This window comes from Kineosporia babensis (assembly GCF_021129305.1).
In the GTDB taxonomy this organism is placed as follows: Bacteria; Actinomycetota; Actinomycetes; order Actinomycetales; family Kineosporiaceae; genus Kineosporia; species Kineosporia babensis.
Genome location: NZ_JAJOMB010000004.1, coordinates 386,200 through 410,794, shown reverse-complemented (window position 1 = coordinate 410,794; position 24,595 = coordinate 386,200). Strand labels below are relative to the sequence as shown.

Here is a 24,595-nt window from a genome sequence, read left to right as displayed (position 1 = left end):
GTCCTCAGACCTGGCAGGCCCCCGCGTCGCCCAGATCCGGGGTGCGCAGCGACAGTTCGAAGACATACCTTTCCTCGGCCGGCTTGGCATCCCGCTCATCGCCTTCGGGTTCGAGAGCGACTCGATAGACGTTCCCGGAACCACCCGGCGCGGCGATCTCGAGCAACTCCGGAACCTTCGACTTCACCGGTCCGGCCTCTGGGTAGATCGCGACCACGTCACCATACGTGTCGCCGATGTTCAGCCCCTGAGGAGTTTCGGCCAGCGCATCCACATCGATCTGGACGATCACCCCACGGTCGGCGAAAACTCTTTCCACCGAACCGAATCCCTGGTACTGCAGGCAGGCATTGGCTCGCTCGGTCTCCGGCGGGATCTCGTCCCCGACCACGCCCGCGGCCTGCGCATCGGTGATCGGTATCCCGAGTTGCACCTCGCCGAGACCGGTGTCGCTGAGGACGTCGTACTTGGGCGCGACCGGATCGTCGTCGGAATACTGCCCCGCGATCGCCATTCCAGCGGCGATGGCCACAACGGTCAGCGCCGCCGGAGCCATCGTCTGTACTGCGCGCCGCCGCCTGCGGGCCCGGCGCACCCGCCCCTCGACCATGCCGGTGGCGCCGGAGCGCGGGGTCAGGTCAAGCTGACGCTCGTGCAGCAGGGCCTGCAGTCGGTGCTCCAGTTCGTCGTGACTCATCGGCCACCTTCCTCGACCACCAGGTTGCTGCGCAGCGTGGCCATCGCCCGGGAGGTGTGGCTCTTCACCGTTCCCGTGGAAATACCCAGCGCCGCGGCAATCTCGGCCTCGTTCAGTCCCTCGTAGTAACGCAGCACCAGCACCGCGCGTTGCTTGGCCGGCAGGACGGCCAGGGCCTGCCACAGCGGCTCGTCGTCGAAACGATCCGGTTGGGCGAAACCGCTGTCCGGGGTCACCGCCACCAAAGTCTCGCGGCGCCGGCGGCGCCAGCGGCTGGTCCGGGTGTTCACCATCGCCCGGCGCACGTACGCGTCCAGGTTTGCGCCCTGCCGCTGCAGCGTGTTCCAGCGCACCCCCACCTTCTCCAGCACGTCCTGCACCAGATCACTGGCGTCGTGCGGGTTCCCGGTCAGGGCGTGCCCCATCCGCAGCAGGTCCGGCAGGCGGGCGCGGACGTAGTCGCCGAACTCCACGAACCCGGAGTCGCCGGCCGCGCCGGAACCCTGCAGTTCATCCTGGCCGAAGGTGTGTGCGGAACGATCCGCCTCGCTGCGCACCAGCCCCACTCCGGCCAGTGCTACTCGTAGCATCCGTGATCCTTGGCCTCCAGTGCGATCCGCTCGATCCGCGAGTCCCGGAAGGCACGTTCGCTGTCGATCTCGATCCGGTAGTCGGTGTCGAAGGGAGCCTGCGGCGCCGTCACGTAGACCCGGGCGAACCCCTCGCTCGGCTGCACCCGATCGCCGTACGCCCCCTGCAACTGCTCGTACGTGTCCCCGACCCCGATCCCGGTGTCCAGCCGGACCGGCGGCTCCGGGTAGATGATGAGCAGTTGGTCGTCCACGAAAAAGAGCTGGTCCAGGCCCTGCTCGCCCTCGTACAGCTGACATCCGGGCGCCGATTCGGTCGCCGCGGCCGGGTTCTTCACCAGACCCAGCGCGGTGGCCTGCTTCAGGCTCATCCCGAGCTTCAGTTCCCCGAAGCCGGTGTCGGACAACGTCGGCGATCCCTCGTCCGGTGCCCTCTGGTCCGGTGCCGTCTCGCCCTGGATCGGGTCGCTGGTGGGAGTGTCCCCTCCACACCCCACCAGCCCCCCGACCAGCAGCGCTGCCAGCAGCGCCGCCCCGACCGTCCTGGTCATCCCCGCTCCCTGATTTCCTGCTGCCCCGGGTCCTTCCCCCTCAATACGCAGGGGCGCGCCCTATGGTTGTCATGAGCCACCAGAAATTTTCCCGGCCCGATGAAGCCGCCGAAGGAGACTGCCATGGCGAACCCGGTCCTCGAGCCCATCGACCCGGCCACCACCGCGATCGTGCTGATCGAGTACCAGAACGACTTCACCAGCGAGGGCGGCGTGCTGCACGCCGCAGTCGCCCCGGTGATGGAGAGCACCGGCATGCTGGCCAAGACCCAGTCCGTGGTGCAGGCGGCGCGGGCGGCCGGGGTCACGGTGATGCACGCGCCGATCACCTTTGCCGAGGGGTACAACGAGATCAGCGCACACCCCTACGGCATCCTGAAGGGCGTGGTCGACGGCAAGGCCTTCGTCAAGGGCTCGTGGGGCGCGGCGATCACCGACGACCTGGCCCCGCAACCCGGTGACATCGTGGTCGAGGGCAAGCGCGGACTGGACACCTTCGCCAGCACCAACCTCGACTTCATCCTGCGCAGCAAGGGAATTCGCACGGTGATCCTGGGCGGCTTCCTCACCAACTGCTGCGTCGAGTCGACCATGCGCAGCGGGTACGAGAACGGCTACCGGGTGATCACGCTGTCCGACTGCACGGCCGCCACCTCGGCCGAAGAGCACGAGAACGCCCTGCGTTTCGACTTCCCGATGTTCTCGGTACCGGTCACCGCGGACGAACTGCTCGGCGCTCTGACCTGACAGCAAACCAATGGGGGACGTGCGTGCGCACCTCGCGCACGCACGTCCCCTGTTGGTTCTTTCCTCACCACCAATGAAGGACGTTGTGCGCACCGGGCGCACACACGTCCCCCATTGGTTCGTGGTTCAGACCGCGTCGGCGAGTGCCTGGAACTCCTCGTCGGTCAGCTGGATGTCGGCGCCGCCGAGGTTCTCCTCCAGGTGCTTCACCGAGGACGTCCCCGGGATCGGCACCATGACGGGGGAGCGGCGCAGCAGCCAGGCCAGCGCCAGCTGGGACGTGGTGGCGCCCGGGTGATTAGCGGCCACCTTCTCCAGCGGACCGCCGGGCCGGGCCAGCGTGCCGGCGTTCACCGGCGCCCACGGGATGAACGCGATGCCCTGCTGCTCGCAGTACTCCAGCACGTCCTCGGCGCTGCGGTCGCCCAGGTTGTAGCGGTTCTGCACCGAGGCGATCGGCAGGCCGGCGGCCTGCGCGGCCTTGATCTCCTCGACGTCGACCTGCGACAGGCCGACCTGCAGGGCCAGCCCTTCGTCGATGAACTTCTTCATCTCGCCGAAGATGTCCTCGCGCGGCGTCTTGGCGTCGATCCGGTGCAGCTGCCACAGCGGGATCTGCTCCAGGCCGAGGCGCCGCATCGACATCAGGATGCACTGACGCAGGTATTCCGGACGGCCCAGCTGCGGCCAGACATCCGGGCCGCTGCGGGTCAGGCCGCCCTTGGTGGCGATGACCACGTCGCCGTAGCCGCTGCCGTCGTGCAGCGCCTCCTTGATCAGGTCCTCGGAGACGTAGGGGCCGTAACTGTCGGCGGTATCAATGAAAGTGACACCGAGCTCGACGGACCGGCGCAGCACCCGCAGCGCCTCGTCGTGGTCCTTCGGTGGCCCCCAGATCCCGTCGCCGGTGATCCGCATGGCGCCGAACCCGAGCCGGGCGACCTTCTGGCCGCCGAGGTCGATCGTGCCGCTGTCAGCTACTGACATGAGGTGCTTGCCTCCGGTGAATCAGGCGGTGTCTCGGATCGTTCCCGTCCCCGAGCTTCCTCGCGTAGGGGAACGTCGTGGCCAACTCGCCGGCCCCCGGATCACTTCCCGCTGCGCGGTACGTCCTTGACGATGCGTTCCAGCCAGCGCACCAGCAGCGAGGTCTCCTCGGACTCCAGCGCCCCGCTGCCGTTCAGCGCCAGCTGGGAGTGCAGCTGACGGGCGGCGTCGGAGATCGGGTGCTCCAGGACGCTGGTGGCCGGCTCGGTGAGCACGGCCCCGAACACGGCGTCGCGGGCCTGGTGGGACAGGCTTTCGGGGAACAGGCCGGGCTGGGCGATCCGGTTGAACGCGACCCCGACGTTGGCCGAGAGGATCAGCTGGGCGGCCTGGTCCACCTCGACCTTGAGCGCGCCCACCGCGGAGCAGCGCAGCAGCGCGGCCCCGAGGAGTTCGAGGATGCGGGTCCGGGCCTGGCTGTGCGAGCGCGGCCGGGGCGTGAACATCAGCTGGTACAGCGCCGGATTGGCCATCGCGAAGGCCATGTGGTCGTCCCAGCCGACGTACAGGTCGGCCACCGGGTCGGCGGTCTGCTCCAGCTGGGCCTTGTGCCGGGCGTAGCGCTCGAAGCCCGCGTCGGCCACCGCGTCGAGCAGGCCGCGCTTGTCGCCGAAGAGCCGGTACAGCCGCGGCTGGGTGGCCCCCACCGCCTCGCACACCGCGCGGGTGGCGATGTCGTTGTCGGTGGACTCGGCCAGCAGTCGTTCCGCGGCCTGGAGCATCGCCGTCCGGAGCGCGGAGTCGTCGTCGGCGCGAGGGGAGCGAGGGGCTGTCTTCTCCGCGGGCGTCATGGATCGATGATACGGCATTTGCGTAGCGTTTTTTGCCGGAGGTGGACAGGCATGCGAGGATCCCGGCATGGGGGAGATCCGGGATTACGTGTCCTGGCACGACGAATACGAGCGGTCCGGGTCGGCTCTGGCCTGGCGGCTGTCCCGGGTCCGGCACCACATCGGGCTCGCCCTCGACCTGGCGTTCGACGTGGCGGACCTGGCGCTCGATGCGGTGGACCTGGCGCTCGATGCGGCGGCCGGGCGTGAGCTGACGGCCCTGAGCCTGTGCGCGGGCGACGGGCGCGATCTGATCGGCGTGCTCTCGGCCCGGCCGGATGCGGACCGGGTCCGGGCCACGCTCGTCGAGATCGATCCGGTGCTCGGCGGCCGGGCCCGGGCGGCGGCCGCCGAGCACGGGCTGCGGCTGCGGGTTCTCCAGGCCGATGCCGGTGACGCCGCGCTGTACCAGGGGTTGATCCCGGCCGATCTGGTGCTCATGGTGGGGATCTTCGGCAACATCAGCACCGAGGATCTCGAGCGCACCATCCGGTCGGCCGGAGCCTTCTGTCGTCCGGGGGCCCGGCTGATCTGGTCGCGCGGGCGGGACGAGGACATCCACGACCTGAACGACAGCGTGCGGGGCTGGTTCGCCGCTGCGGGTTTCCGCGAGATCGCCTACGAGGCGCTGGAGCGCGACGAGCGCCCGGCCCTGGGGGTCATGGAGTACGCCGGCGAGGCGGTGCCGCTCGATACGGCGCGGAGGTTGTTCGCGTTCATCCGCTGAGCGCCCGGAAGGCATCGCAAAAAGCCTGCGGCCGTGTCACGATCCGGGCATGCGGGACGAAACGCCCACAAGGCTCGCGCGCGGCAGTCATGTCGTGCCGGTCGCGGGCACGGGCTGGTGGCTGGCTGCGGCCTTCAGCGCCATCGCGTCCTTCACGTTCTGGCTGGCCGACCTGACCGGCGGGATCCTGATCGTGCTCGGCGGTGTCGTTCTGCCCGGCCGGGTCCCGGTCGAGGTCTTCGCCTTCGCCGCGGTGGCCCTGGGTTCGCTCGGGGTCGCCCGGCGGCGCTGGCCCGGTGCCCGCCGGGTGGTCGCCACGGGCAAACCGGTTCTCACCCGGCTGGACAAACTCCTCCCGGCCACCGCCCGGAAGTTGCTGGTCCTGACCGCGCTGCTGCTGAGTACCGTGGTCGAGGGCGCCCACCTGCTGTACTCGTCCAACACCACCGTGCTGAACCCGCCGGCCCCCAGGGGATGCCTGGTGATCGCGGGGGAGAACAGCTTCCTGCGGGCGGGCGGCGGTTCGCTGTACCAGTCCGACGGTTCCTGGGGCCTGGCCCACAAGGTCACCACCTTCGCCACGATCGACGGCTCGCAGCCCTTCCAGGCGGGCGACTACCGGCTCACCTGGAGCGGCGACCTGGGCGCGCTGACCGAGATCGAAAGGGTGGTGCTGCCACCGGAGGTACTGCCCGGGCCCGAAGACAGTTCGCCGGAGTCGGGCCCGTTCTACGTGCTGCGGCTGAACTGCCCCTGATCGGCCCGAGACCTCAGAATTCCCGTTTTCACCACCCTTTTCACCATGGACCGGGATGATGAGTCGGTGGCTCGCTACCGGCGTCTTAACCATTCGGCTCCCCGTCGTCCGCCGCAACCACGGCAGACCGATCTGGCCGTGACTCTGCCGGAGACCCGGGCCTTCATCGGACGGATGCGGCTGGCCGACAAGAAGGCCTACGCATGGCAGCTGTTGCACGCGATGGAGGAGGGCCGCGCTCTTCCTGATCCCGCGACCAAGCAGCAGTCGGCCGCGTACAAGGACATCCTTGAACTGCTGAACTGGCCCACCAGTCGTTGCGGTACCTGTCAGGGTCTGGCTCCGGTAGCGGTGCAGGATTCTCCCGCCGTCCTGTGCCGCCGGTGCCTGACCTTGGACTGGGTCAAGCGCGCCCGCGAGAAGGCCGAAGCCCTCGCACCCTGCACGCACACCCGGAACCGGCCCTGGTGGTTGCAGCCCGACCGGCAGCAGACCCGTGAGCTGAGCGTCGTGCCTCGCCAGACCTGTGCGGTCTGCCTGCTCGCGGGCCCCGCCCGGATGTCAGCGTTACGGCTGCGTCTGCTCGGTGCCATCAAGTTCGCCGTCCCACGGGCGGGTGCCGCGGTGGTGGCGGCGTCCCTGCTCTTCGGCCTGGTCCACCTGCTCACTCCGACCGCCGAAGGTGACTTCCCCGTCGCCGCGTCCAGCCCCGAACACGACTTAGGCGTTCAGGACGAGGCCGCCGAACCGTACCTGGGCGCAAGTAGTTCGGCCCGACACCCGGGTGCGGGCGGTGGTTCGGGTCAGGACTACGGTCCCGGCGATACGCCGAGTTTCATCTGCGCGGACGGGGCGATCAGCTACGCCCAGCACGCTCAGGGGGCCTGTTCCCACCATGGTGGGATCGCCGGATCAGCCAGCATCGACGTCCATAGTTCTTCGACGCCCGCACCCACTCCCGAATCGACCCCCGAACCGACCCGGGCGCGCTCCGGTCTCGAACCCCAGTCGCCGGAGGGCGACACCGAACGCGAGAAGCTGGTGCGGGCGCGGATGAGGTCCTACTACCGGTCGTTGTCCCAGGGTTCCTACCGCGACGCCTTCCGGAACCTCAGTCCCGGCCAGCGGCAATCGGCCGCAGCGGTGCAGCCCTGGTCAGAACGATTTCGGGGGAAGATCTACCGGAACTTCGAACTGCACTCGGCCAAGCCGCGGCGTCGGCCGGAGCTGGTGATCGTCAGCGTCGACGAGCACTCCGACGCCACTCATGGCCGTACCGTGGCCGACTGCCGGCGCGTCACAATCCGGTTCCAGATCAGCTGGGAGAAGGGCCGGCCTTACCTTGGGAGCGAGAACCGCACCTACTACCGTCGCTGTTCCGAATCTCGTTGACCGGCAGGCAATTGCGAGCAACGGACGGGTGTCACGGCTTCTGCGGTTCGGTCCCGGGATCCTCGCCCCGGCTCTCACGCCACTTGCGCAACGCCTCGTCGTGCTCGCGGTCCACGCGCTCCTGATCCCGGCGCAACTGCTCGTCGATCGCATCGGTGGCGGCCCGGTGGGTCTGCGGCCGCTCGTACTCCGGGAACCCCGCGGTCCCGGTGGAACGCCAGGCCACCTGATTACCGGCCGCATCCTTGGGCCGCCCGGCCACCAGCCAGGCGATCCCACCGACGATCGGGAAGAACAGGATCAGCAGGATCCAGCCGACCTTGGGCAGGTTACGGACCCGGTCGGAGTCGGTCTGGATGCACTCGATCAGGCAGAAGATCATCAGCGCGAGCTGGATCAGAACGGGCAGGAACCGGATCACGGCGGTCGTTCTCCTCGCATCGAGCTCGTGATGCGAGCTGTCGGACGGCAGGTGCCGGGCCGGATCCTATGGCTTGGCTGTGCCGGGCGGCTACTGCCGAGTCGGTGGCCCGGGGCCGCCTCAGCCGGCCGGCCTCAGGCACCCCGGGCCACACCATCACCAGCCGCGCTCGTGCCACGCCGCCAGGTGCGGGCGCTCGACCCCCAGCGTGGTGTCCTTGCCGTGCCCCGGGTAGATCCAGGTCTCGTCCGGGTAGACGTCGAACAGCCGCTGCTCCACGTCCGCGATCAGTGACGGGAAGGTGTCCTGCGTCGTCTTGCCGACTCCGCCCGGAAACAAACTGTCCCCGGTGAAAGCGTGCACGCTGCCGTCGGAACTGGTCAGCACCAAGGTGATCGAGCCCGGGGTGTGCCCCCGCAGGTGCACCACTTCCAGGGTCAGCTCACCGATCGCGACCTTGTCACCGTGCCGCAGCCGCACGTCGGGCTGCACCGGCAGTGCATCGGCGTCCTCCTCGCCGGCCAGTGTCGGCGCCTTGGTGACGGCGGCGACCTCGGCCAGGGCGCGGTGGTGGTCCCAGTGCTGGTGCGTGGTCACGATGCCGCGCAGCACCCCACCGCCCTCGCCGATCAGGGTGCTGATCCGCTCCGCGTCCTCGGCCGCGTCGATCAGCAACTGCTCGCCGGTGGCCCGGCAGGTGATCAGGTACGTGTTGTTGTCCTGCGGCGAGACGCTCGCCTTCCGGATCACCGCGTCGGGCAGATCACGAACGTCCGCAGGCCCGCCATGGGTGACTTCTCCGCTGTAGACCATGGGCATACCCTGCCAGCCCACCAGGCCCACCCGGACCCGGGACCGCGACATCGCCGGGTGATCCATCGGGTCCGGCACCCTGATCGCCCGGCTCGACGCCGGGCGATCCCGAGTCCTTTTCCGGTGCTCTGGTGCCTGATGTCCACTCGCCGGACGGCGATGGGCCGGTTCGACGCGAAGACTGTCGGTGGTGGCACCTAGCATGTCCGTCGTGAGTGACCGACTTATCGTTCGCGGAGCCCGCGAGCACAACCTCAAGGACGTCTCGCTCGATCTTCCTCGTGACGCGCTGGTGGTTTTCACCGGTCTGTCCGGGTCGGGCAAGTCCTCTCTGGCGTTCGACACCATCTTCGCCGAGGGGCAGCGCCGGTACGTCGAGTCGCTGTCCGCCTACGCCCGTCAGTTCCTCGGCCAGATGGACAAACCCGACGTCGACTTCATCGAGGGCCTTTCCCCGGCCGTCTCGATCGACCAGAAGTCCACGTCGCGTAACCCGCGCTCCACGGTGGGCACGATCACCGAGGTGTACGACTACCTGCGCCTGCTCTGGGCCCGGGCCGGCCGGGCGCACTGCCCGACCTGCGGCGAGGCGATCACCAAGCAGACCCCGCAGCAGATCGTCGACCGGCTGCTCGACCTGCCCGAGGGCACCCGGTTCCAGGTGCTGGCCCCGGTGGTGCGCGCCCGCAAGGGCGAGTTCGTCGACCTGTTCGCCGATCTGCAGACCAAGGGGTTCTCCCGGGCCCGGGTCGACGGTGACGTGGTCTCGCTGGCCGACTCGCCCACCCTGGACAAGCGCTACAAGCACACCATCGAGGTGGTGGTCGACCGGCTGGCCGCCAAGGCCTCGTCCAAGCAGCGCCTGACCGACTCGGTCGAGACGGCTCTGCTGCTGGCCAACGGCATCGTGGTGGCCGAGATGGTGGACGAGCCGGAGGGCTCCCCGGGCCGCGAGCGCCGCTTCAGCGAGAAGATGGCCTGCCCCAACGAGCACCCGATCGCGATCGACGACATCGAGCCGCGGGTGTTCTCGTTCAACAACCCGTTCGGGGCCTGCGGCGAGTGCACCGGCATCGGGGTCAAGCTCGAGGTCGACCCGGAACTGCTGGTCCCCGACGAGGACCTGACTCTGGCCGAGGGCGCGATCGTGCCCTGGACCCAAGGCTCGGCCGAGTACTTCCTGCGGCTGATGAAGGCGCTCGGCAAGGACCTCGGCTTCACCGTGAACACGCCGTGGCGGGCGCTGCCCGAACGGGCCAAGAAGGCTCTGCTCGAGGGGCAGGACTACGAGGTCCACGTCAAGTTCAAGAACCGGTTCGGCCGGGAACGCTCGTACACCACGGGTTTCGAGGGTGTCATCCCGTTCATCCAGCGCCGCCACTCCGAGACGGAGTCGGAGTGGAGCCGGGAGCGGTACGAGGGTTTCATGCGCGAGATCCCGTGCCCGGTCTGCAAGGGCACCCGGCTCAAGCCTGAGGTGCTCGCGGTCACCGTCGGCGGCCGGTCGATCGCCGAGGTCTGCTCGCTGCCGCTGGCCGAGGCGGCCGAGTTCCTCGGTTCGCTGCAGCTGAACAAGCGCGAGAAGCAGATCGCCGACCAGGTGCTGAAGGAGATCCACGCCCGGATCGGCTTCCTGCTCGACGTCGGCCTGACCTACCTCTCGCTCGACCGGGCGGCCGGCACGCTGTCCGGCGGTGAGGCGCAGCGCATCCGGCTGGCCACCCAGATCGGTTCCGGTCTGGTCGGTGTGCTGTACGTGCTGGACGAGCCGAGCATCGGCCTGCACCAGCGCGACAACCGGCGGCTGATCGACACGCTGACCCGGCTGCGCAACCTGGGCAACACGCTGATCGTGGTCGAGCACGACGAGGACACGATCCGCGCGGCCGACTGGGCGGTCGACATCGGCCCGGGTGCCGGTGAGCACGGTGGTCACGTGGTGCACTCCGGCACCGTGAAAGAACTGTACGAGCACCCGGAATCGCTCACCGGCATGTACCTGTCCGGGCGCAAGGCGATCGAGATCCCGCAGATCCGCCGCCCGCGCGACCCGAAGCGTCAGCTCACCGTGGTCGGCGCCCGCGAGCACAACCTCAAGGGCCTGGACGTCTCGTTCCCGCTGGGCTGCCTGGTCTCGGTCACCGGGGTCAGCGGTTCCGGTAAGTCCACGCTGGTCAACGACATCCTGTACACAGTGCTGGCGAACAAGCTGAACGGTGCCCGCCAGGTGCCCGGCCGGCACAAGACGGTCAAGGGCCTGGAGCACCTGGACAAGGTGGTCCACGTCGACCAGAGCCCGATCGGCCGCACCCCGCGCTCCAACCCGGCCACCTACACCGGGGTCTGGGACCACGTGCGCAAGCTGTTCGCGCAGACCCAGGAGGCCAAGGTCCGCGGCTACCAGCCCGGCCGGTTCTCGTTCAACGTCAAGGGTGGGCGCTGCGAGGCGTGCTCCGGTGACGGCACGATCAAGATCGAGATGAACTTCCTGCCCGATGTCTACGTGCCGTGCGAGGTCTGCCACGGGGCCCGGTACAACCGGGAGACCCTGGAGGTGCACTTCAAGGGCAAGACCGTGGCCGACGTGCTGGACATGCCGATCGAGGAGGCCGCGGAGTTCTTCGAGGCGGTCCCGGCGATCGCCCGGCACCTGCGCACCCTGGTCGACGTCGGCCTGGGCTACGTGCGGCTCGGCCAGCCCGCGCCGACCCTGTCGGGTGGTGAGGCCCAGCGGGTCAAGCTGGCCAGCGAGCTGCAGAAGCGCTCCACCGGCCGCAGCGTCTACGTGCTCGACGAGCCGACCACCGGTCTGCACTTCGAGGACATCCGCAAGCTGCTGGTGGTGCTGCAGGGCCTGGTCGACAAGGGCAACTCGGTGATCGTGATCGAGCACAACCTCGACGTGATCAAGAGCTCCGACTGGATCGTCGACCTCGGGCCGGAGGGCGGCAGCGGCGGCGGCACCCTGGTCGCCGAGGGCACCCCGGAAGACGTGGCGGCCGTGCCGGAGAGCCACACCGGCCAGTTCCTGGCCGACCTCCTCGAGATCGAGAACCCGAACGCGGTCGAGGCCCGGGTGGCGGCGATCAAGAAGACCCGGCCGGTGGCGGCCGCAACGGCCGGAGCCCGTAAGACGGCCACCAGCAAGACGGCTCCGGCGAAGGCACCGGCCACCAAGACGGCCACCAAGGCAGCAGGGGCCAAGGCGCCAGTGGCCAGGGCAGCGGCCAAGAGCACAACAGCCGCGAAGACAGCCCCGGCCGCCAAGACGGCCGCTACGAAGCCGGCGGCGAAGAAGGCTCCGGCCAAGAAGGTGACGGCGGCCCGGACCGCGGCCAAGCGGATCGACCTGGACACCACCGAAAAGGTGAGCACCCGGCGTCGATAACCCCACCGGCGGAATGCTGCGCGGGAGCCCGGAAGGGCTCTCGCGCAGCATTCCGCGTTTCGGCGGGGTGACGGCTCTCACCCGTCGTTGACGGACTTCGTGGCCATCGGTCAGGATGTCCGCCCCGGCGCCGACCTTGCCTCCCAAGATCGCATCTTCCCAGGTCAGCGCCATCGGAGTGGCAGGAGCGCGAGCAGTGGCGGAGCAGAGTCGACAGACGCGGGTGCTGACTGGGGTAGCCGTCTCCGGGGTGGTGGTGGCCGGCTTGGTGCTGGCCGGCGTCATGGTGGCGCGCGGTTCCGGCACATCCGCCGACGAGGTTGCCGGGACGGTGGAGCGACCTGCGCTGGTGTTCCACGAGCCCACTCCCGCCGCCACCGCGGCAACTTCGTTCGGCGCGGGCAGCTACATCGTCGGCCGTGACATCGAGCTCGGCCGCTACTCCGGCGGCCTCGACCGTGAGGTGATCGCCAACTGCTTCTGGAAGCAGACCGATGCCGAAGGCGGAGACCTGGACAACGACGGCAAGGACCGCCCCAACCAGGTGCTCAGCCTGATGACCGAAGGCAGTCACCTGGTGGTGGCCGGCGAGAACTGCACCTTCAGCCGGCTGCCGGACCAGGTGGCTGTGTCTTCCCGCTGAGCGCCGGCGGTCACAGAACTACCGCAGAGAAGACAGCAGGTCCCGCACCCGCAACGCCACATCGCCGGGCATGCCCAGGTGGGGCGAGTGGTCGCTGTCGATCTCCTGCACCGAAGTGGCACGCGCGGCCATCAGCCGTTGCTGAGCCGGTGCGATGGCCTTGTCCTGCAAGGTCAGCAGATAGGCGGAAGGGATGTCCCGCCAGGCCGCCCGCCCGACCGGCTCGCTGAAGCTGCGCATCGACTGCGGCCGCAGGGTCTGCACCATCTGCTCGGCCAGCCTGCGCGGGGTGGTGCCGTAGAACATGCTGATCGGATCGGTGGCCTCGAGGTAGAGGCCGTCCTCGCTCACCCGGGACTCCGAGGTCGGCTCGCCGCGGTCGGCCTGCGGCACCGTCCACACGCTCTCACCTTCAGCCGGCATGAAGGCAGCCAGGTAGATCAACAACTCGACGCCGTCGGAAGGCAGCACCGCGTCCGTGGTCGGGATGCCGCCGTAGGAGTGGCACAGCACCATGCGCGGGTGGTGCTCGACCAGCCTGGCCCGGATCGCCCGAGCGTCCTCAGCGACACCAGCGGGCGGATGACCCGGGCCGGCGGCGCTGGGCAGATCGACCGTGGCAGTGCTGATCCCCAAGGCGGTCAGGGCGTGAACCAGCGGCTTCCAGCAAGTCGCATCATGGCTGCCTCCGTGCACCAGCAGTACGTCCACCTTCGGCTCCCCCCGTGGCCCCATTCGTCCCCTAAGTCGCATGAGGAACCCTGTCCCGCAACGACTTTCGTCAGGAACTTTAGCGGGAGGCCGGTGGAAGCGCTCCGCTTCGGTCGAGGGGCCAATCAGGGACGTCGGCGCGACCGTTGCGGGGGTGCGCTCGGTAAGTGGACAAAAGGTCTATCCGTGAGCATTGGTCGTACGTCACGATGTCCCCGTGTCAGACCAGCCCCCCATCCTCGACAGCGTCTACTTCGACCGCTGGTACTCCGACATGGAGACCTCGCCGGTCAAGGACGCGCTCCAGGCGCGCCACCTGGGCACCCCGGCCGACTATGTCGCGATCACCGGTTTCCTGCCCTGGGAAGCGCTCGACGAGATCAGCGCCGAACTCCGCCTGAGCCCCGGAGGTCTGCTCGCCGACATTGCCTGTGGCCGGGGTGGCTACGGCATAGCGGTGGCAAAGCGCAGCGGAGCAAGGCTTTCCGGCGTCGACTTCTCCGCCGTGGCGCTGAAGCAGGCACAACTGGCCGCGGCCACGTTGCTGGGGGAGGGCTGGGCCCAGTTCACCGAGGGCACATTCACCAGTACCGGGCTGGCCGAGAGCACCGTCGATGCGCTGCTGTGCACCGACTCCGTGCAGTTCGCCGAGCCCCGGGTCGACGCCCTGACCGAGTTCCGCCGGGTGCTCCGGCCGGGTGGCCGGCTGGCCCTGACCACCTGGCAGGCCATCCGCCCGGATCCGGCCCTGCCGACCCGGCTGCGCAACCTCGATCTGCGCCGGGATCTGCAGGCCGCCGGCTTCACCGAGATCGTGGTGGCCCGCCGGGCCCGCTGGCTGGCGCTCGAGCGGGCCCTGCACGAGGAAGCGGTCAGCCTGCCCAACGACGGCGAGGACGCGGCACTGGCCGACCTCCAGGCCGAAAGCGTTCGCTCGCTGTCCACCTTCGGCAGCATCCAGCGGATCGTGGTGTTCGCCACTGCGCCGTAAGAGGCACATGGTGCACCGTTGCCCGGTTGTGACCATAAACGCCCGGCCGCGTCTTTAGCCGCACTTCATACTTCTCCTGATCACACGGGGGTGGGCGTCGGATCCGGCGCCCGTTCTCGCTGTGCGCGTTCCCCTTCCTCACCTCATCAGGAGTTGCTGCGTGTCGTTCTCAGAGGCCGTCGTCACGGTTCTCAAGCGTAAGTACGCCAAGTTCTCGGGCCGCGCCCGGCGCTCGGAGTACTGGTGGTTCTGCCTGGCCTCGATCCTGATCAACGCGGTGGCCACGATCGTTCTGGCGCTCGGCCTGGTGGCGGGCCAGGAGTTCCCGGCCGCGATCGTGGTGGCCGGAATCATCTACGCCGTGGTCTATTTCGGCCTGATCCTGCCGAGCCTGGCGGTTGCGGTCCGCCGCCTGCACGACATCGGCCGCACCGGCTGGTGGATGCTGCTCAGCCTGGTGCCGTTCGGTGCCCTGGTGCTCATCGTCTTCGCGGTGCTGGAAGGCGAGCAGGGGACCAACAAGTGGGGCCCGAACCCGAAGAACGCCGACCCGGCCTACGGGCAGCCGGACTTCGTTCAGTAGAGCCACGAACCAAACAAGAGGACGCGTACGGGCGGTTCCCGTACGCGTCCTCTCGTTCGAAACCGATCCGGTTCAAACCCGTTTCAGTTCAACCAGATCCAGGCCGGTCAGGCCGGGTCGTAGGCCAGGTTCGGGCGCAGCAGCTTCTCCACCGCGGCCCGGCTGAGCCCGCGCCGCTCGGCGTAGTCGGCCACCTGGTCCGAGCCGATCCGCCCCACGGTGAAGTACCGCGAGGAGGGGTGGGCGAAGATCAGGCCGCTGACCGCCGCGGCCGGTGACATCGCGTAGCTCTCGGTCAGCGTGATGCCCACCTGCGGCGCCTTCAGCAGATCGAAGAGCTCGGTCTTGAGCGCGTGATCGGGCGAGGCCGGGTAGCCCAGCGCCGGCCGGATGCCCCGGAAGCGCTCGGCGTGCAGGTCGGCCAGCTCGGGCCGGGCGTCCGGCTCGAACCACTCGCGCCGCGCCTGCAGGTGCAGGTGCTCGGCGAACGCCTCAGCCAGCCGGTCGGCCAGCGCCTTCACCATGATCGCCCGGTAGTCGTCGTTCTGCGCCTCGTACGAGGCCGCGAGCTTCTCTGCACCCTGGATGGCCACCGCGAAACCGCCCAGGTGATCGCCCGATCCGGCCGGGGCGATGTAGTCGGACAGGCAGCGGTTGGGCCGGCCGTCCGGCTTCACCGTCTGCTGGCGCAGCATCGGGAACTTCACCCCGTGCTCCGGCAGCACGATGTCGTCGCCCTCGGAATGCGCCGGCCAGAACCCGTACGCGCCCTGGGCGGTGAAGTGCCCGGCCTCGATGATCTCGTCGAGCAGGGTCTGCGAGTCCTCCCAGAGCTCACGCGCCGCCGGGTTCTCCAGCACCGCCGGGTACTTGCCCTTGATCTCCCAGGCCAGGAACAGGAACGTCCAGTCGACCAGGGAGCGCAGCTCGTTCAGGTCCGCGTCCACCGTGCGCATCCCGGTGAAGGCCGGGGTGGGGATCTCGGAGAAGTCCACCGGCTCGGGGTTCAGCCGGGCCTGGGTGAGCGAGAGCAGCGGGTTCGCGCGCCGGCTGGCGTGCGCCTCGCGCAGCCGTTCCTGCTCGGTGCGGGTCTCGGCGACGAAACCGGCCTTCTGCTCGGCGCTCAGCAGCTTCGACGTCACCCCGACCACCCGGGAGGCGTCCAGCACGTGCACGGTGGTGCCCTCGTAGGCCGGGGCGATCCGGACCGCGGTGTGCTGGCGTGAGGTGGTGGCACCACCGATCAGCAGCGGCAGGCTCATGCCCTTGCGCTGCATCTCCTCGGCCACCGTGACCATCTCGTCGAGCGAGGGCGTGATCAGCCCGGAAAGGCCGACCGCGTCGGCGTTCTCGGCGATCGCCGTCTCAAGAATGCGAGCCGCCGGCACCATCACCCCGAGGTCGATCACCTCGTAGTTGTTGCAGCCCAGCACCACCCCGACGATGTTCTTGCCGATGTCGTGCACATCGCCCTTGACCGTGGCCAGGACCACCTTGCCCTGCGCGCTGCGCCCGGCCGGAACCTTTCCCAGCCGCAGCATCTCGGCCTTCTCGGCCTCCATGTAGGGCTCGAGGTAGGCCACCGCGCGCTTCATCACCCGGGCGCTCTTGACCACCTGGGGCAGGAACATCTTGCCGGCCCCGAACAGGTCGCCGACCACCTTCATCCCGTCCATCAGCGGGCCCTCGATCACCTCGAGCGGCCGCGCGGCCTGCTGCCGGGCCTCCTCGGTGTCTTCCTCGATGTAGTCCACGTTGCCGTGCACCAGGGCGTAGCTGAGCCGTTCGTTCACCGGCGCCTCGCGCCACGAGAGGTCGACCACCCGCTTGGTGCCCGAACCGCTCACCGTGCCCGCAAACGTCACCAATCGGTCGGTGGCGTCCTCGCGACGGTTGAACAGCACGTCCTCGATCAGCTCGAGCAGGTCCTTCGGGATGTCCTCGTAGACCGCCAGCTGGCCGGCGTTCACGATGCCCATGTCCAGGCCCGCGCGCACCGCGTGGAACAGGAACGCCGAGTTCATCGACTCGCGCACCACGTTGTTGCCGCGGAAGGCGAACGACAGGTTGGAGATACCGCCGGACAGGCGGGCGCCCGGGCAGCGCTCCTTGATCCGCGGCAGCGACTCGATGAAAGCCCGCGCGTAGTCGTTGTGCTCGCTCATCCCGGTGGCCACGGCCAGCACGTTCGGGTCGAAGATGATGTCCTCGGGCGGGAATCCGACCTCGTTGACCAGCAGGTCGTAGGCTCGCCCGCAGATCTCCACCCGGCGGTCGGCGTTGTCGGCCTGGCCGGTCTCGTCGAACGCCATCACCACCACGCCCGCGCCGTACCGGCGGATCCGGCGGGCGTGCTCGAGGAAGACCTCCTCGCCCTCCTTCAGGCTGATCGAGTTGACGATCCCCTTGCCCTGCAGGCACTGCAGCCCGGCCTCGAGCACGCTCCACTTCGAGCTGTCGACCATCACCGGGATCCGCGCCACCTCGGGCTCGGTGGCGATCAGGTTCAGGAAGGTGACCATCGCCTCCTGGCTGTCCAGCAGGTCGGCGTCCATGTTCACGTCGAGCACGTTGGCCCCGCCGCGGACCTGGTCCAGCGCGACCTCCACGGCCGTCTGGTAGTCGTCGGCCTCGATCAGCCGGCGGAACTTGGCCGAGCCGGTGACGTTGGTGCGCTCACCGATCATCACGAAACCGGTGGTCTCGGTGATGTTCATCGGCTCCAGACCGCTGAACCGGGTCTGCGGCTGCACCCGCGGCACCTGCCGGGGCACCAGGCCCCTGACCTTGGAGGCGATCGCCGCGATGTGCGCGGGGGTGGTGCCGCAGCAGCCGCCCACCACGTTGACCAGCCCGTCACTGGCGAACCCGCCGACCAGGTGCGAGGTCTCGCCCGGCTCCTGCTCGTACTCGCCGAACGAGTTGGGCAGGCCGGCATTGGGGTGACTGGCGGTGTAGGTGCCGGCCAGCCGGGCCAGGTCGGCCACGTAGGGCCGCATCTCGGCCGCCCCGAGCGCGCAGTTCACGCCCACCACGAGCGGGTTCGCGTGCTCGATGGAACGCCAGAAGGCCTCCACCGTCTGCCCCGAGAGGGTGCGGCCGCTGGCGTCCACGATCGTGATCGAGAACCAGACCGGCAGATCGGGCGCGACGTCCTGGGCCGCGGCCGCGGCCGCCTTGGAGTTCAGCGTGTCGAAGATCGTCTCGATCAGCAGCAGGTCCACGCCGCCGTCGCGCAGGGCCTCGATCTGCTCGGCGTACGAGGTGTAGACCTGCTCGAAAGTGACCGCGCGGTAGGCCGGGTCCTCGACCTTGGGCGAGAGCGAGAGGGTGACGTTCAGCGGGCCGACCGAACCGGCCACGAAGCGCTTCACCCCGGTCTTCTCGAAGGCCTCGTCGGCCGCCTGGCGGGCGATCCGGGCCGCTTCGAGGTTCATCTCGCGCACCCACGACTCCAGGCCGTAGTCGGCCTGCCCGATCGTGGTGGCGGTGAAGGTGTTGGTGGTGGTGATGTCGGCCCCGGCGTTCAGGTACTGCCGGTGGATGTCCAGCACCACCTCGGGCTTGGTGATGTTGAGCAGGTCCGGGTCGCCGGTGACGTCCTTCGGATGGTTCGCCAGGCGCTCGTCCTGGTAGTCGGCCGGGGACAGCTTCGCGTTCTGGAACATCGTGCCCCAGGCGCCGTCCAGAACGGCGATCCGGCTGTCCAGAAGCTCGCGCAGCGCGCGCGTACGATCCTGACTCATCTGTTGCAACCCCACTCCGACACGGATGACGACTCGTTCTGAGAGGGGCGCCCTTGTGATGCACTAAGCCGCAGGTGAGCGTGGCGGGAACTGCTCCCGCAGTGCCCGTTGCAGCGCCTCTCGACCCTGGCCGACTTCAAAGTTTACGTGGTAACGGCTCAAATGCCGAGTTGCGGGTGAGCGGGTGGCGCTCGCGGCACCAGTTCCGCACGTCTGCTTGAGGACGGGGTGCGCACCGAGGCCGGCCGGGTCACCTGAGCGACCGGTTGGGGTGACGGCGGACGCGGGGGTGCGGGGCCGCTGTTCGGTGACGGTTTGTCCGGTGGTCGGCAGAAATATTCGCAGGCGCTGGGAGTGTGGCGCCCGGCACACTGCTGCGCGTGCGAATGCTCTGGTCAGAGATCCCGGCTCACGTCCGCGACAAGGTCACGGAGTGGCTCGGCGCGGCCGTGGTGGGGGAGACGTCACAGCCCGGCGGCTTCTCGCCGGGGGTGGCCTCGCGCCTGCTCCTGAGTGACGGCCGGCGGGTGTTTGTCAAAGCGGTGGGGGCTGTGCGGAACGTGGACGCGCCGGTGCTTTACCGGCGGGAGATCGCCGTTATGGAGTACCTGCCGCTGTCTGCTCCAACGCCTCGGCTCCTGCACAGCTACGACGACGGGGAATGGGTCGTGCTGGTGATGGAAGACGTTGATGGCGTGCCCCCGCGTTTTCCCTGGGACGCGGCGGAACTGAACAGAGTCGTGTCTGCGCTGGAACGCCTGGCGGAAACGCTGACCCCGGCTCCGGCGGTGGCGCCGCAGATGACCGAGACCGTGGCCGAATACTTCACCGGATGGCGCTCGTTCGCCGCCTCGGCCCAGCTCTCCGAGGTACCCGACGCCTGGGCCCGTGAGCACCTGCCCGATCTGGTGGCCCTGGAGTCGCGCTGGCCCGAGGCCGCCCGCGGTGACACGCTGCTTCACATCGATCTGCGGGACGACAATCTGCTCCTTACCCCCGAAGGTGCTGTGGTGGTGGTCGACTGGCCGCACGCCGCGGTCGGTGCGGCCTGGTGCGATCTGCTGCTGATGCTGCCCAGCGCGGCGATGGGCGGCACGGTCGACCCGGAGGCGGTCTGGGCGTCGTTCGGCCCGGCGCAGAACGCCTCCGCCGACGACGTGAATGCCGTTTTGGCCGCCGCGGCCGGATTCTTCCTGTATCGCTCGACTCTGCCGGTGCCGCAGAACCTGCCAACCCTGAGGGATTTTCAGCGATCTCAAGGAGATGCGGCGTTGCGCTGGCTCCGCGCGCGGCTGGATGCGTAGGGTCCGTAATGTCCGATCGCATAGCCGCATGACGTGGGAGAGTTGGTCGACGTGAAGAGCCTGACCCAGACCGAGGCCGCCGAACGCGCCGCACTGCTGAGCGTGCAGCGGTACGACATCGCGGTGGATCTGACCGATCTGCCCACCGGCCCGCACGTGCGCACCACCTCGACGATCACCTTCACCTGCCGCACGCCGGGCGCGCACACCTTCGTCGACGCCGCCGCGACCGTGCTGCGGGCCACGCTCAACGGCCGCGAACTCGGCCCGGCGGACGAGGCCCGGCTCACCCTGGAGGACCTGGCTGCGGACAACACCCTGGTGGTGGAGTGCGAGCAGGCCGACACCCGCGCGGGCGCCGGGGTGCACAAGGCGGTGGACCCGGCCGACGGCGAGGTCTACCTGTGGATGAGCTTCGAGCCGGACCAGGCCCGGCACGTCTGGGCGTGCTTCGACCAGCCCGATCTGAAGGCGCCGCACACGTTCACCGTGAAGGCCCCGTCCGGGTGGACGGTGACCAGCAACACCGGTACCGCCGAGACCGAGGCGAGCGGAACGTCCACGGTCTGGAAGTTCGCCGCCACCCCGCCGCTGTCGCCGTACAACACGGTGGTCAACGCCGGCCCGTTCCATCAGGTGCGGCGCACGATCGAGGGTTACGACCTGGGCCTGTACAGCCGCCGTTCGCTGGCTGCGGTGCTCGATCGTGACGCCGAGAAGCTGTTCACGGTGACCGCGCAGGGCCTGCGGTTCTTCGGCGAGCAGTTCGGGATGCCCTTCCCGCAGCCGCGTTACGACCAGGTGTTCGTCCCCGAGTTCGGCGGCGCGATGGAGAACTTCGGCTGCGTGACCTGGTCGGACTCGCACCTGCGGCGCAGCACGCCCTCGGCCGGCGAGGACGAGCTGCAGGCCCGGATCCTGCTGCACGAGATGGCCCACATGTGGTTCGGCAACATCGTCACGATGAGCTGGTGGGACGACCTGTGGCTGAACGAGTCGTTCGCCGAGTTCGCCGCCAACTGGGCCGCCGCCGAGGCCACCGTGCACACTGACGTCTGGTCCCGGCACCTGACCGACGGCAAGGTCGAGGCCTACCTGGCCGACCAGGGGCCGATCTCGCACCCGATCCGTCAGCCGATCCACGACGTGGCGCAGGCGATGTCGATCTTCGACGCGATCACCTACCCCAAGGGCGCCTCCGCCCTGCGGCAGCTGCAGGTGTACGTGGGGGAGAAGGCCTTCCGGGCCGGGATGACCTCGTACTTCGCCCGCTTCGCCTGGCGGAACACCACGTTGCAGGACTTGATCGACGAACTTGCCGCCGCCTCGGGCAAAGACCTGGACGTGTGGAAGGAGGGCTGGCTGGAGACCGCCGGCACCGACCGTTTCAGCCTGGACCTGACGGGGGAGCAGCCGGTGCTGGTGGGGAGCGGTCCGGCCGGACCGCCGCGGCCGCAGGTATTGGCCGTCGGTGCCTACACAGTGACGGGTGACGCGTTGGAGCGCACCGATCTTCAGCTGGTAGACGTCCAGTCCGAGCGCACGCCGGTGAATCTGCCCCAGGGAGCGGATTTCTACCTGGTGAACGACGACGACCTTACGTTTGCTTCGACCCGCCCGGTGGCGTCGGCCGCGACGGCCGGAAAACTGCCCACCACCATCGCGCGGGCCGTTGCCGCTACATCAATGTGGGACGCTCTGCTCACCGGAGAGGCTGGCGCTCAGCAGACTCTGGACGGCTTGGTCGCGGTGCTCCGGGTCGAGACCGCGCCCTCCATCGTCGAGACGTACCTACAGATGGCGGCCGCCGCGGCCGAGCTCTGGACACCCGCCGCCCAGCGTGAGCGCAGCGCCGAGCAATTGGCCGAGGTCTGCCGTCAGCTGGCCGATCAGCCCCAGCTGCGGCGGCCCGCCTTGCGCACCCTCGCCCGGTTCACCACCGACGTGGAAGAGCTGATCGGCGACGACATCGACCTGCGCTGGCGGGCCCTGGTCCGGCTTTCCGAGCTGGGGGTGGACACCGCCGGCCCGGTGGCGGACCTGCTGGCCCAGGACCCGGACCCGGACGCCAAGAACCGGGCCGCCGCGGTCCGGGCGGCCGCACCCTCGGCCGCGGCCAAGGCCGAGACCTGGCAGGCGGTGGTCGAGCACACCCTGCCGCTGGGCGCGGTCTACCCGGTGATGAGTGCCTTCTGGCGCCCCGGCCAGGAGGATCTCCTGGCCGGTTACGGCGAGCAGTACCTGACCCTGCTGCCCACCCTGCACCAGGGCGGGATGATCCCCGGGCTGTACTTCACCGCGGCGCTCTTCCCGGTCTTCGGCATCGACGAGGCCTTCGTGGCCCGGGCCGCCGAGGTCAAGGACGGACTCGCCCCGGTGGTGGCCACCACCCTGGCGAGCCGGGCCGACGAGGTCGCCCGGATGCTGCGGGCCCGGGCACAGGGCGAGACTGTCGGTGGGGGCGCCTAAGGTTGTTTGCGTGGCTGATCCATCGACGTACCGACCGGCGGTCGGAACCATCCCCGAGCAACCGGGCGTCTACCGGTTCCGTGACTCGTCCGGGCGGGTCATCTACGTCGGCAAGGCCAAGAGCCTGCGGCAGCGGCTGAACTCGTACTTCGCCGATCCGGCCGGGCTGCACCCGCGCACCCAGACCATGGTGTTCACCGCCGCCTCGGTGGAGTGGACGACGGTGAACACCGAGGTCGAGGCGCTGCAGCTGGAGTACTCCTGGATCAAGGAGTACGACCCGCGGTTCAACGTGAAGTACCGGGACGACAAGTCCTACCCGTACCTGGCCGTCACCATGGGCGAGGAGTTCCCCCGGGTGCAGGTGATGCGCGGGGCCAAGCGCAAGGGCACGCGGTACTTCGGGCCCTACGCGCACGCCTGGGCGATCCGCGAGACGGTGGATCTGCTGCTGCGTGTGTTCCCGGTCCGCACCTGCAGCAACGGGGTTTTCAAGCGGGCCGGGCAGATCGGCCGGCCGTGCCTGCTGGGCTACATCGACAAGTGCTCGGCGCCGTGCGTGGGCAAGGTCGACGCCGAGCAGCACCGGCGCCTGGCCGGGGACTTCTGCGACTTCATGGGCGGGCGCACCGAGCGCTACGTCAAGCGCCTGGAGCGCGACATGCTGCAGGCCTCGCACGACCTGGAGTTCGAGCAGGCGGCCCGGCTGCGCGACGACATCCAGGCGCTCTCGCGGGCGATGGAGAAGAACGCGGTGGTGCTGCCCGACGGCACCGACGCCGACGTGTTCGCCCTGGCCGACGACGAGCTCGAGGCCGCGGTGCAGGTGTTCCACGTGCGCGGCGGCCGGATCCGGGGCCAGCGCGGCTGGGTGGTCGAGAAGGTGGAGGACGTCACCACCGGCGACCTGGTCGAGCACCTGCTGCAGCAGGTCTACGGCGACACCGGGGGCGAGGGCGGCAGCGAGACCAACGGTGAGGCGGTGCCGCGCGAGGTGCTGGTGCCGCACGAGCCGCCGGCCCTCGGCGAGGTGGAGGACTGGCTGTCCGGGCTGCGCGGTTCCCGGGTCGAGGTCCGGGTGCCGCAGCGCGGCGACAAGCGCACCCTGATGGAGACGGTGGCCCGCAACGCCGGGCAGGCGCTCACCCTGCACAAGACCCGCCGGGCGGGCGACCTGACCACCCGGTCCAAGGCGCTGCAGGAGATCCAGGAGGCGCTCGACCTGCCCGAGGCGCCGCTGCGGATCGAGTGCTACGACATCTCGCACATCCAGGGCTCGAACGTGGTCGCCTCGATGGTGGTCTTCGAGGACGGCCTGGCCAAGAAGCCGGAGTACCGCAAGTTCACGATCAAGAGCCTGGCCGAGGGCAGCTCGGACGACGTGGCCTCGATCCGGGAGGTGATCAGCCGGCGGTTCCGGCGCTTCCTGAGCGAGCAGGAGGCCATTGCCGGCGAGCAGGAGGCTGGCGCCGCGCTCACCGCCGGGGCCGACCCGGCCACCGGCGAGATCCTCGACCAGGCACCCTCTCTCGACGACGAGGCGCCCGAGGGCCGGCCCACCGCGATCGATCCGCAGACCGGTCGCCCGCGCAAGTTCTCCTACGCCCCCAACCTGGTGGTGGTCGACGGCGGCGCTCCCCAGGTGGCCGCCGCGGCCGCCGCGATGCGTGAGCTCGGCATCCAGAACGTGGCCCTGTGCGGCCTGGCCAAGCGGCTGGAGGAGGTGTGGATCCCGGACGACGACCAGCCGGTGATCCTGCCGCGTTCCAGCGAGGGCCTGTACCTGCTGCAGCGGGTGCGCGACGAGGCGCACCGCTTCGCGATCACCCATCACCGCCAGCGCCGCAGCACCGCGATGACGGCCAGCGAGCTCGACGCCGTGCCCGGTCTCGGTCCGGCCCGGAAGAAGGCGCTGCTGGCGCACTTCGGCTCGGTGAAGAAGCTGCGGACCGCCTCGGTCGAGGCGATCGCCTCGGTCCAGGGCGTCGGGCCGAAGGTGGCCCAGGCGGTGGTCGACACCCTGAACCCGGCCCCGGGAGACACGGCGATAGCGGACAAGCCTGTCGCGGTGGACATGGCCACCGGGGAACTGCTCGACTGATCGCGAACACCCGACATCGAGAGACAAACCCGGTCCTGGACCCGGAGCACCGCCGGACCGGCGGTGGCCCCCGACGAGATTTGGAGA

Annotated in this window: 20 protein-coding genes; 11 read left to right on the top strand and 9 right to left on the bottom strand. The window is 69.2% G+C overall.

Features of this window, described 5'->3' with window-relative positions; translation table 11 throughout:
* Nucleotides 1–4: 4 nt before the first annotated feature.
* Genes LR394_RS10715 through LR394_RS10705 form a run of 3 tightly spaced genes read right to left on the bottom strand, consistent with a single transcriptional unit; the run spans nucleotide 5 to nucleotide 1,838 of the window.
* Nucleotides 5–697, bottom strand: coding sequence for a hypothetical protein (locus LR394_RS10715; protein WP_231440546.1), 693 nt, complete (start codon nucleotides 695–697; stop codon nucleotides 5–7).
* On the bottom strand, nucleotides 694–1,287 hold the full coding sequence (locus LR394_RS10710) for a SigE family RNA polymerase sigma factor (RefSeq protein ID WP_231440545.1): 594 nt from the start codon (nucleotides 1,285–1,287) through the stop codon (nucleotides 694–696). Before LR394_RS10710 ends, LR394_RS10715 begins: the two co-directional genes overlap by 4 nt.
* Nucleotides 1,275–1,838, bottom strand: coding sequence for a hypothetical protein (locus LR394_RS10705; RefSeq protein ID WP_231440544.1), 564 nt, complete (start codon nucleotides 1,836–1,838; stop codon nucleotides 1,275–1,277). Before LR394_RS10705 ends, LR394_RS10710 begins: the two co-directional genes overlap by 13 nt.
* A gap of 123 nt (nucleotides 1,839–1,961) precedes the next feature.
* On the opposite strand from LR394_RS10705, the gene LR394_RS10700 reads away from it, so the two are divergent.
* Entirely contained in the window at nucleotides 1,962–2,585 is a 624-nt protein-coding gene (locus LR394_RS10700; protein ID WP_231440543.1) for a cysteine hydrolase family protein, read from the top strand.
* Between the two features lie 126 nt (nucleotides 2,586–2,711).
* Here LR394_RS10700 and LR394_RS10695 read toward each other — a convergent pair whose 3' ends face one another.
* Nucleotides 2,712–3,572: an aldo/keto reductase gene (locus tag LR394_RS10695; protein WP_231440542.1), complete on the bottom strand. Its 861-nt coding sequence runs from the start codon at nucleotides 3,570–3,572 to the stop codon at nucleotides 2,712–2,714.
* Nucleotides 3,573–3,673: 101 nt separating this feature from the next.
* A complete protein-coding gene (locus LR394_RS10690) occupies nucleotides 3,674–4,423 on the bottom strand; it encodes a TetR/AcrR family transcriptional regulator (protein ID WP_231440541.1) in 750 nt (249 codons plus the stop codon).
* Between the two features lie 67 nt (nucleotides 4,424–4,490).
* On the opposite strand from LR394_RS10690, the gene LR394_RS10685 reads away from it, so the two are divergent.
* From LR394_RS10685 to LR394_RS10675, 3 genes are read left to right on the top strand one after another with little or no spacing between them, the layout of a single operon-like run.
* Entirely contained in the window at nucleotides 4,491–5,189 is a 699-nt protein-coding gene (locus LR394_RS10685; RefSeq protein ID WP_231440540.1) for a class I SAM-dependent methyltransferase, read from the top strand.
* Nucleotides 5,190–5,238: 49 nt separating this feature from the next.
* Nucleotides 5,239–5,946 carry a hypothetical protein gene (locus LR394_RS10680; RefSeq protein ID WP_231440539.1) on the top strand — a complete coding sequence of 236 codons (708 nt, stop codon included), beginning with the start codon at nucleotides 5,239–5,241 and terminating at the stop codon, nucleotides 5,944–5,946.
* Between the two features lie 45 nt (nucleotides 5,947–5,991).
* Nucleotides 5,992–7,338, top strand: a complete 1,347-nt coding sequence (locus tag LR394_RS10675) for a DUF3761 domain-containing protein (RefSeq protein WP_231440538.1) — start codon at nucleotides 5,992–5,994, stop codon at nucleotides 7,336–7,338.
* A 31-nt stretch (nucleotides 7,339–7,369) separates the two neighbouring features.
* On the opposite strand, the gene LR394_RS10670 is transcribed toward LR394_RS10675, so the two are convergent.
* Nucleotides 7,370–7,759 carry a PLD nuclease N-terminal domain-containing protein gene (locus LR394_RS10670; protein WP_231440537.1) on the bottom strand — a complete coding sequence of 130 codons (390 nt, stop codon included), beginning with the start codon at nucleotides 7,757–7,759 and terminating at the stop codon, nucleotides 7,370–7,372.
* A gap of 156 nt (nucleotides 7,760–7,915) precedes the next feature.
* Nucleotides 7,916–8,572, bottom strand: coding sequence for an MBL fold metallo-hydrolase (locus tag LR394_RS10665; RefSeq protein ID WP_407937020.1), 657 nt, complete (start codon nucleotides 8,570–8,572; stop codon nucleotides 7,916–7,918).
* Between the two features lie 211 nt (nucleotides 8,573–8,783).
* Between LR394_RS10665 and uvrA the strand changes: the two genes are divergently transcribed.
* Entirely contained in the window at nucleotides 8,784–11,960 is a 3,177-nt protein-coding gene (gene uvrA, locus LR394_RS10660; protein WP_231440535.1) for an excinuclease ABC subunit UvrA, read from the top strand.
* 196 nt (nucleotides 11,961–12,156) lie between these two features.
* Complete coding sequence (locus LR394_RS10655; protein WP_231440534.1) at nucleotides 12,157–12,603, top strand: hypothetical protein; 447 nt, start codon at nucleotides 12,157–12,159, stop codon at nucleotides 12,601–12,603.
* A gap of 18 nt (nucleotides 12,604–12,621) precedes the next feature.
* On the opposite strand, the gene LR394_RS10650 is transcribed toward LR394_RS10655, so the two are convergent.
* Entirely contained in the window at nucleotides 12,622–13,314 is a 693-nt protein-coding gene (locus tag LR394_RS10650; protein WP_231440533.1) for an alpha/beta fold hydrolase, read from the bottom strand.
* A 217-nt stretch (nucleotides 13,315–13,531) separates the two neighbouring features.
* Here LR394_RS10650 and LR394_RS10645 point away from each other — a divergent pair, with 217 nt between their 5' ends.
* Together LR394_RS10645 and LR394_RS10640 are read left to right on the top strand one after the other, a co-directional pair.
* On the top strand, nucleotides 13,532–14,305 hold the full coding sequence (locus LR394_RS10645; RefSeq protein ID WP_231440532.1) for a class I SAM-dependent methyltransferase: 774 nt from the start codon (nucleotides 13,532–13,534) through the stop codon (nucleotides 14,303–14,305).
* 160 nt (nucleotides 14,306–14,465) lie between these two features.
* Complete coding sequence (locus LR394_RS10640; RefSeq protein WP_231440531.1) at nucleotides 14,466–14,888, top strand: DUF805 domain-containing protein; 423 nt, start codon at nucleotides 14,466–14,468, stop codon at nucleotides 14,886–14,888.
* Between the two features lie 107 nt (nucleotides 14,889–14,995).
* On the opposite strand, the gene metH is transcribed toward LR394_RS10640, so the two are convergent.
* On the bottom strand, nucleotides 14,996–18,634 hold the full coding sequence (gene metH / locus LR394_RS10635) for a methionine synthase (protein WP_231440530.1): 3,639 nt from the start codon (nucleotides 18,632–18,634) through the stop codon (nucleotides 14,996–14,998).
* Between the two features lie 386 nt (nucleotides 18,635–19,020).
* On the opposite strand from metH, the gene LR394_RS10630 reads away from it, so the two are divergent.
* The 3 genes from LR394_RS10630 to uvrC are packed head-to-tail and all read left to right on the top strand — an operon-like array spanning nucleotide 19,021 to nucleotide 24,508.
* Nucleotides 19,021–19,938, top strand: a complete 918-nt coding sequence (locus LR394_RS10630; protein ID WP_231440612.1) for a phosphotransferase family protein — start codon at nucleotides 19,021–19,023, stop codon at nucleotides 19,936–19,938.
* A 33-nt stretch (nucleotides 19,939–19,971) separates the two neighbouring features.
* On the top strand, nucleotides 19,972–22,407 hold the full coding sequence (gene pepN, locus LR394_RS10625; RefSeq protein ID WP_231440529.1) for an aminopeptidase N: 2,436 nt from the start codon (nucleotides 19,972–19,974) through the stop codon (nucleotides 22,405–22,407).
* 10 nt (nucleotides 22,408–22,417) lie between these two features.
* Complete coding sequence (gene uvrC / locus LR394_RS10620) at nucleotides 22,418–24,508, top strand: excinuclease ABC subunit UvrC (protein ID WP_231440528.1); 2,091 nt, start codon at nucleotides 22,418–22,420, stop codon at nucleotides 24,506–24,508.
* Nucleotides 24,509–24,595 lie beyond the last annotated feature (87 nt).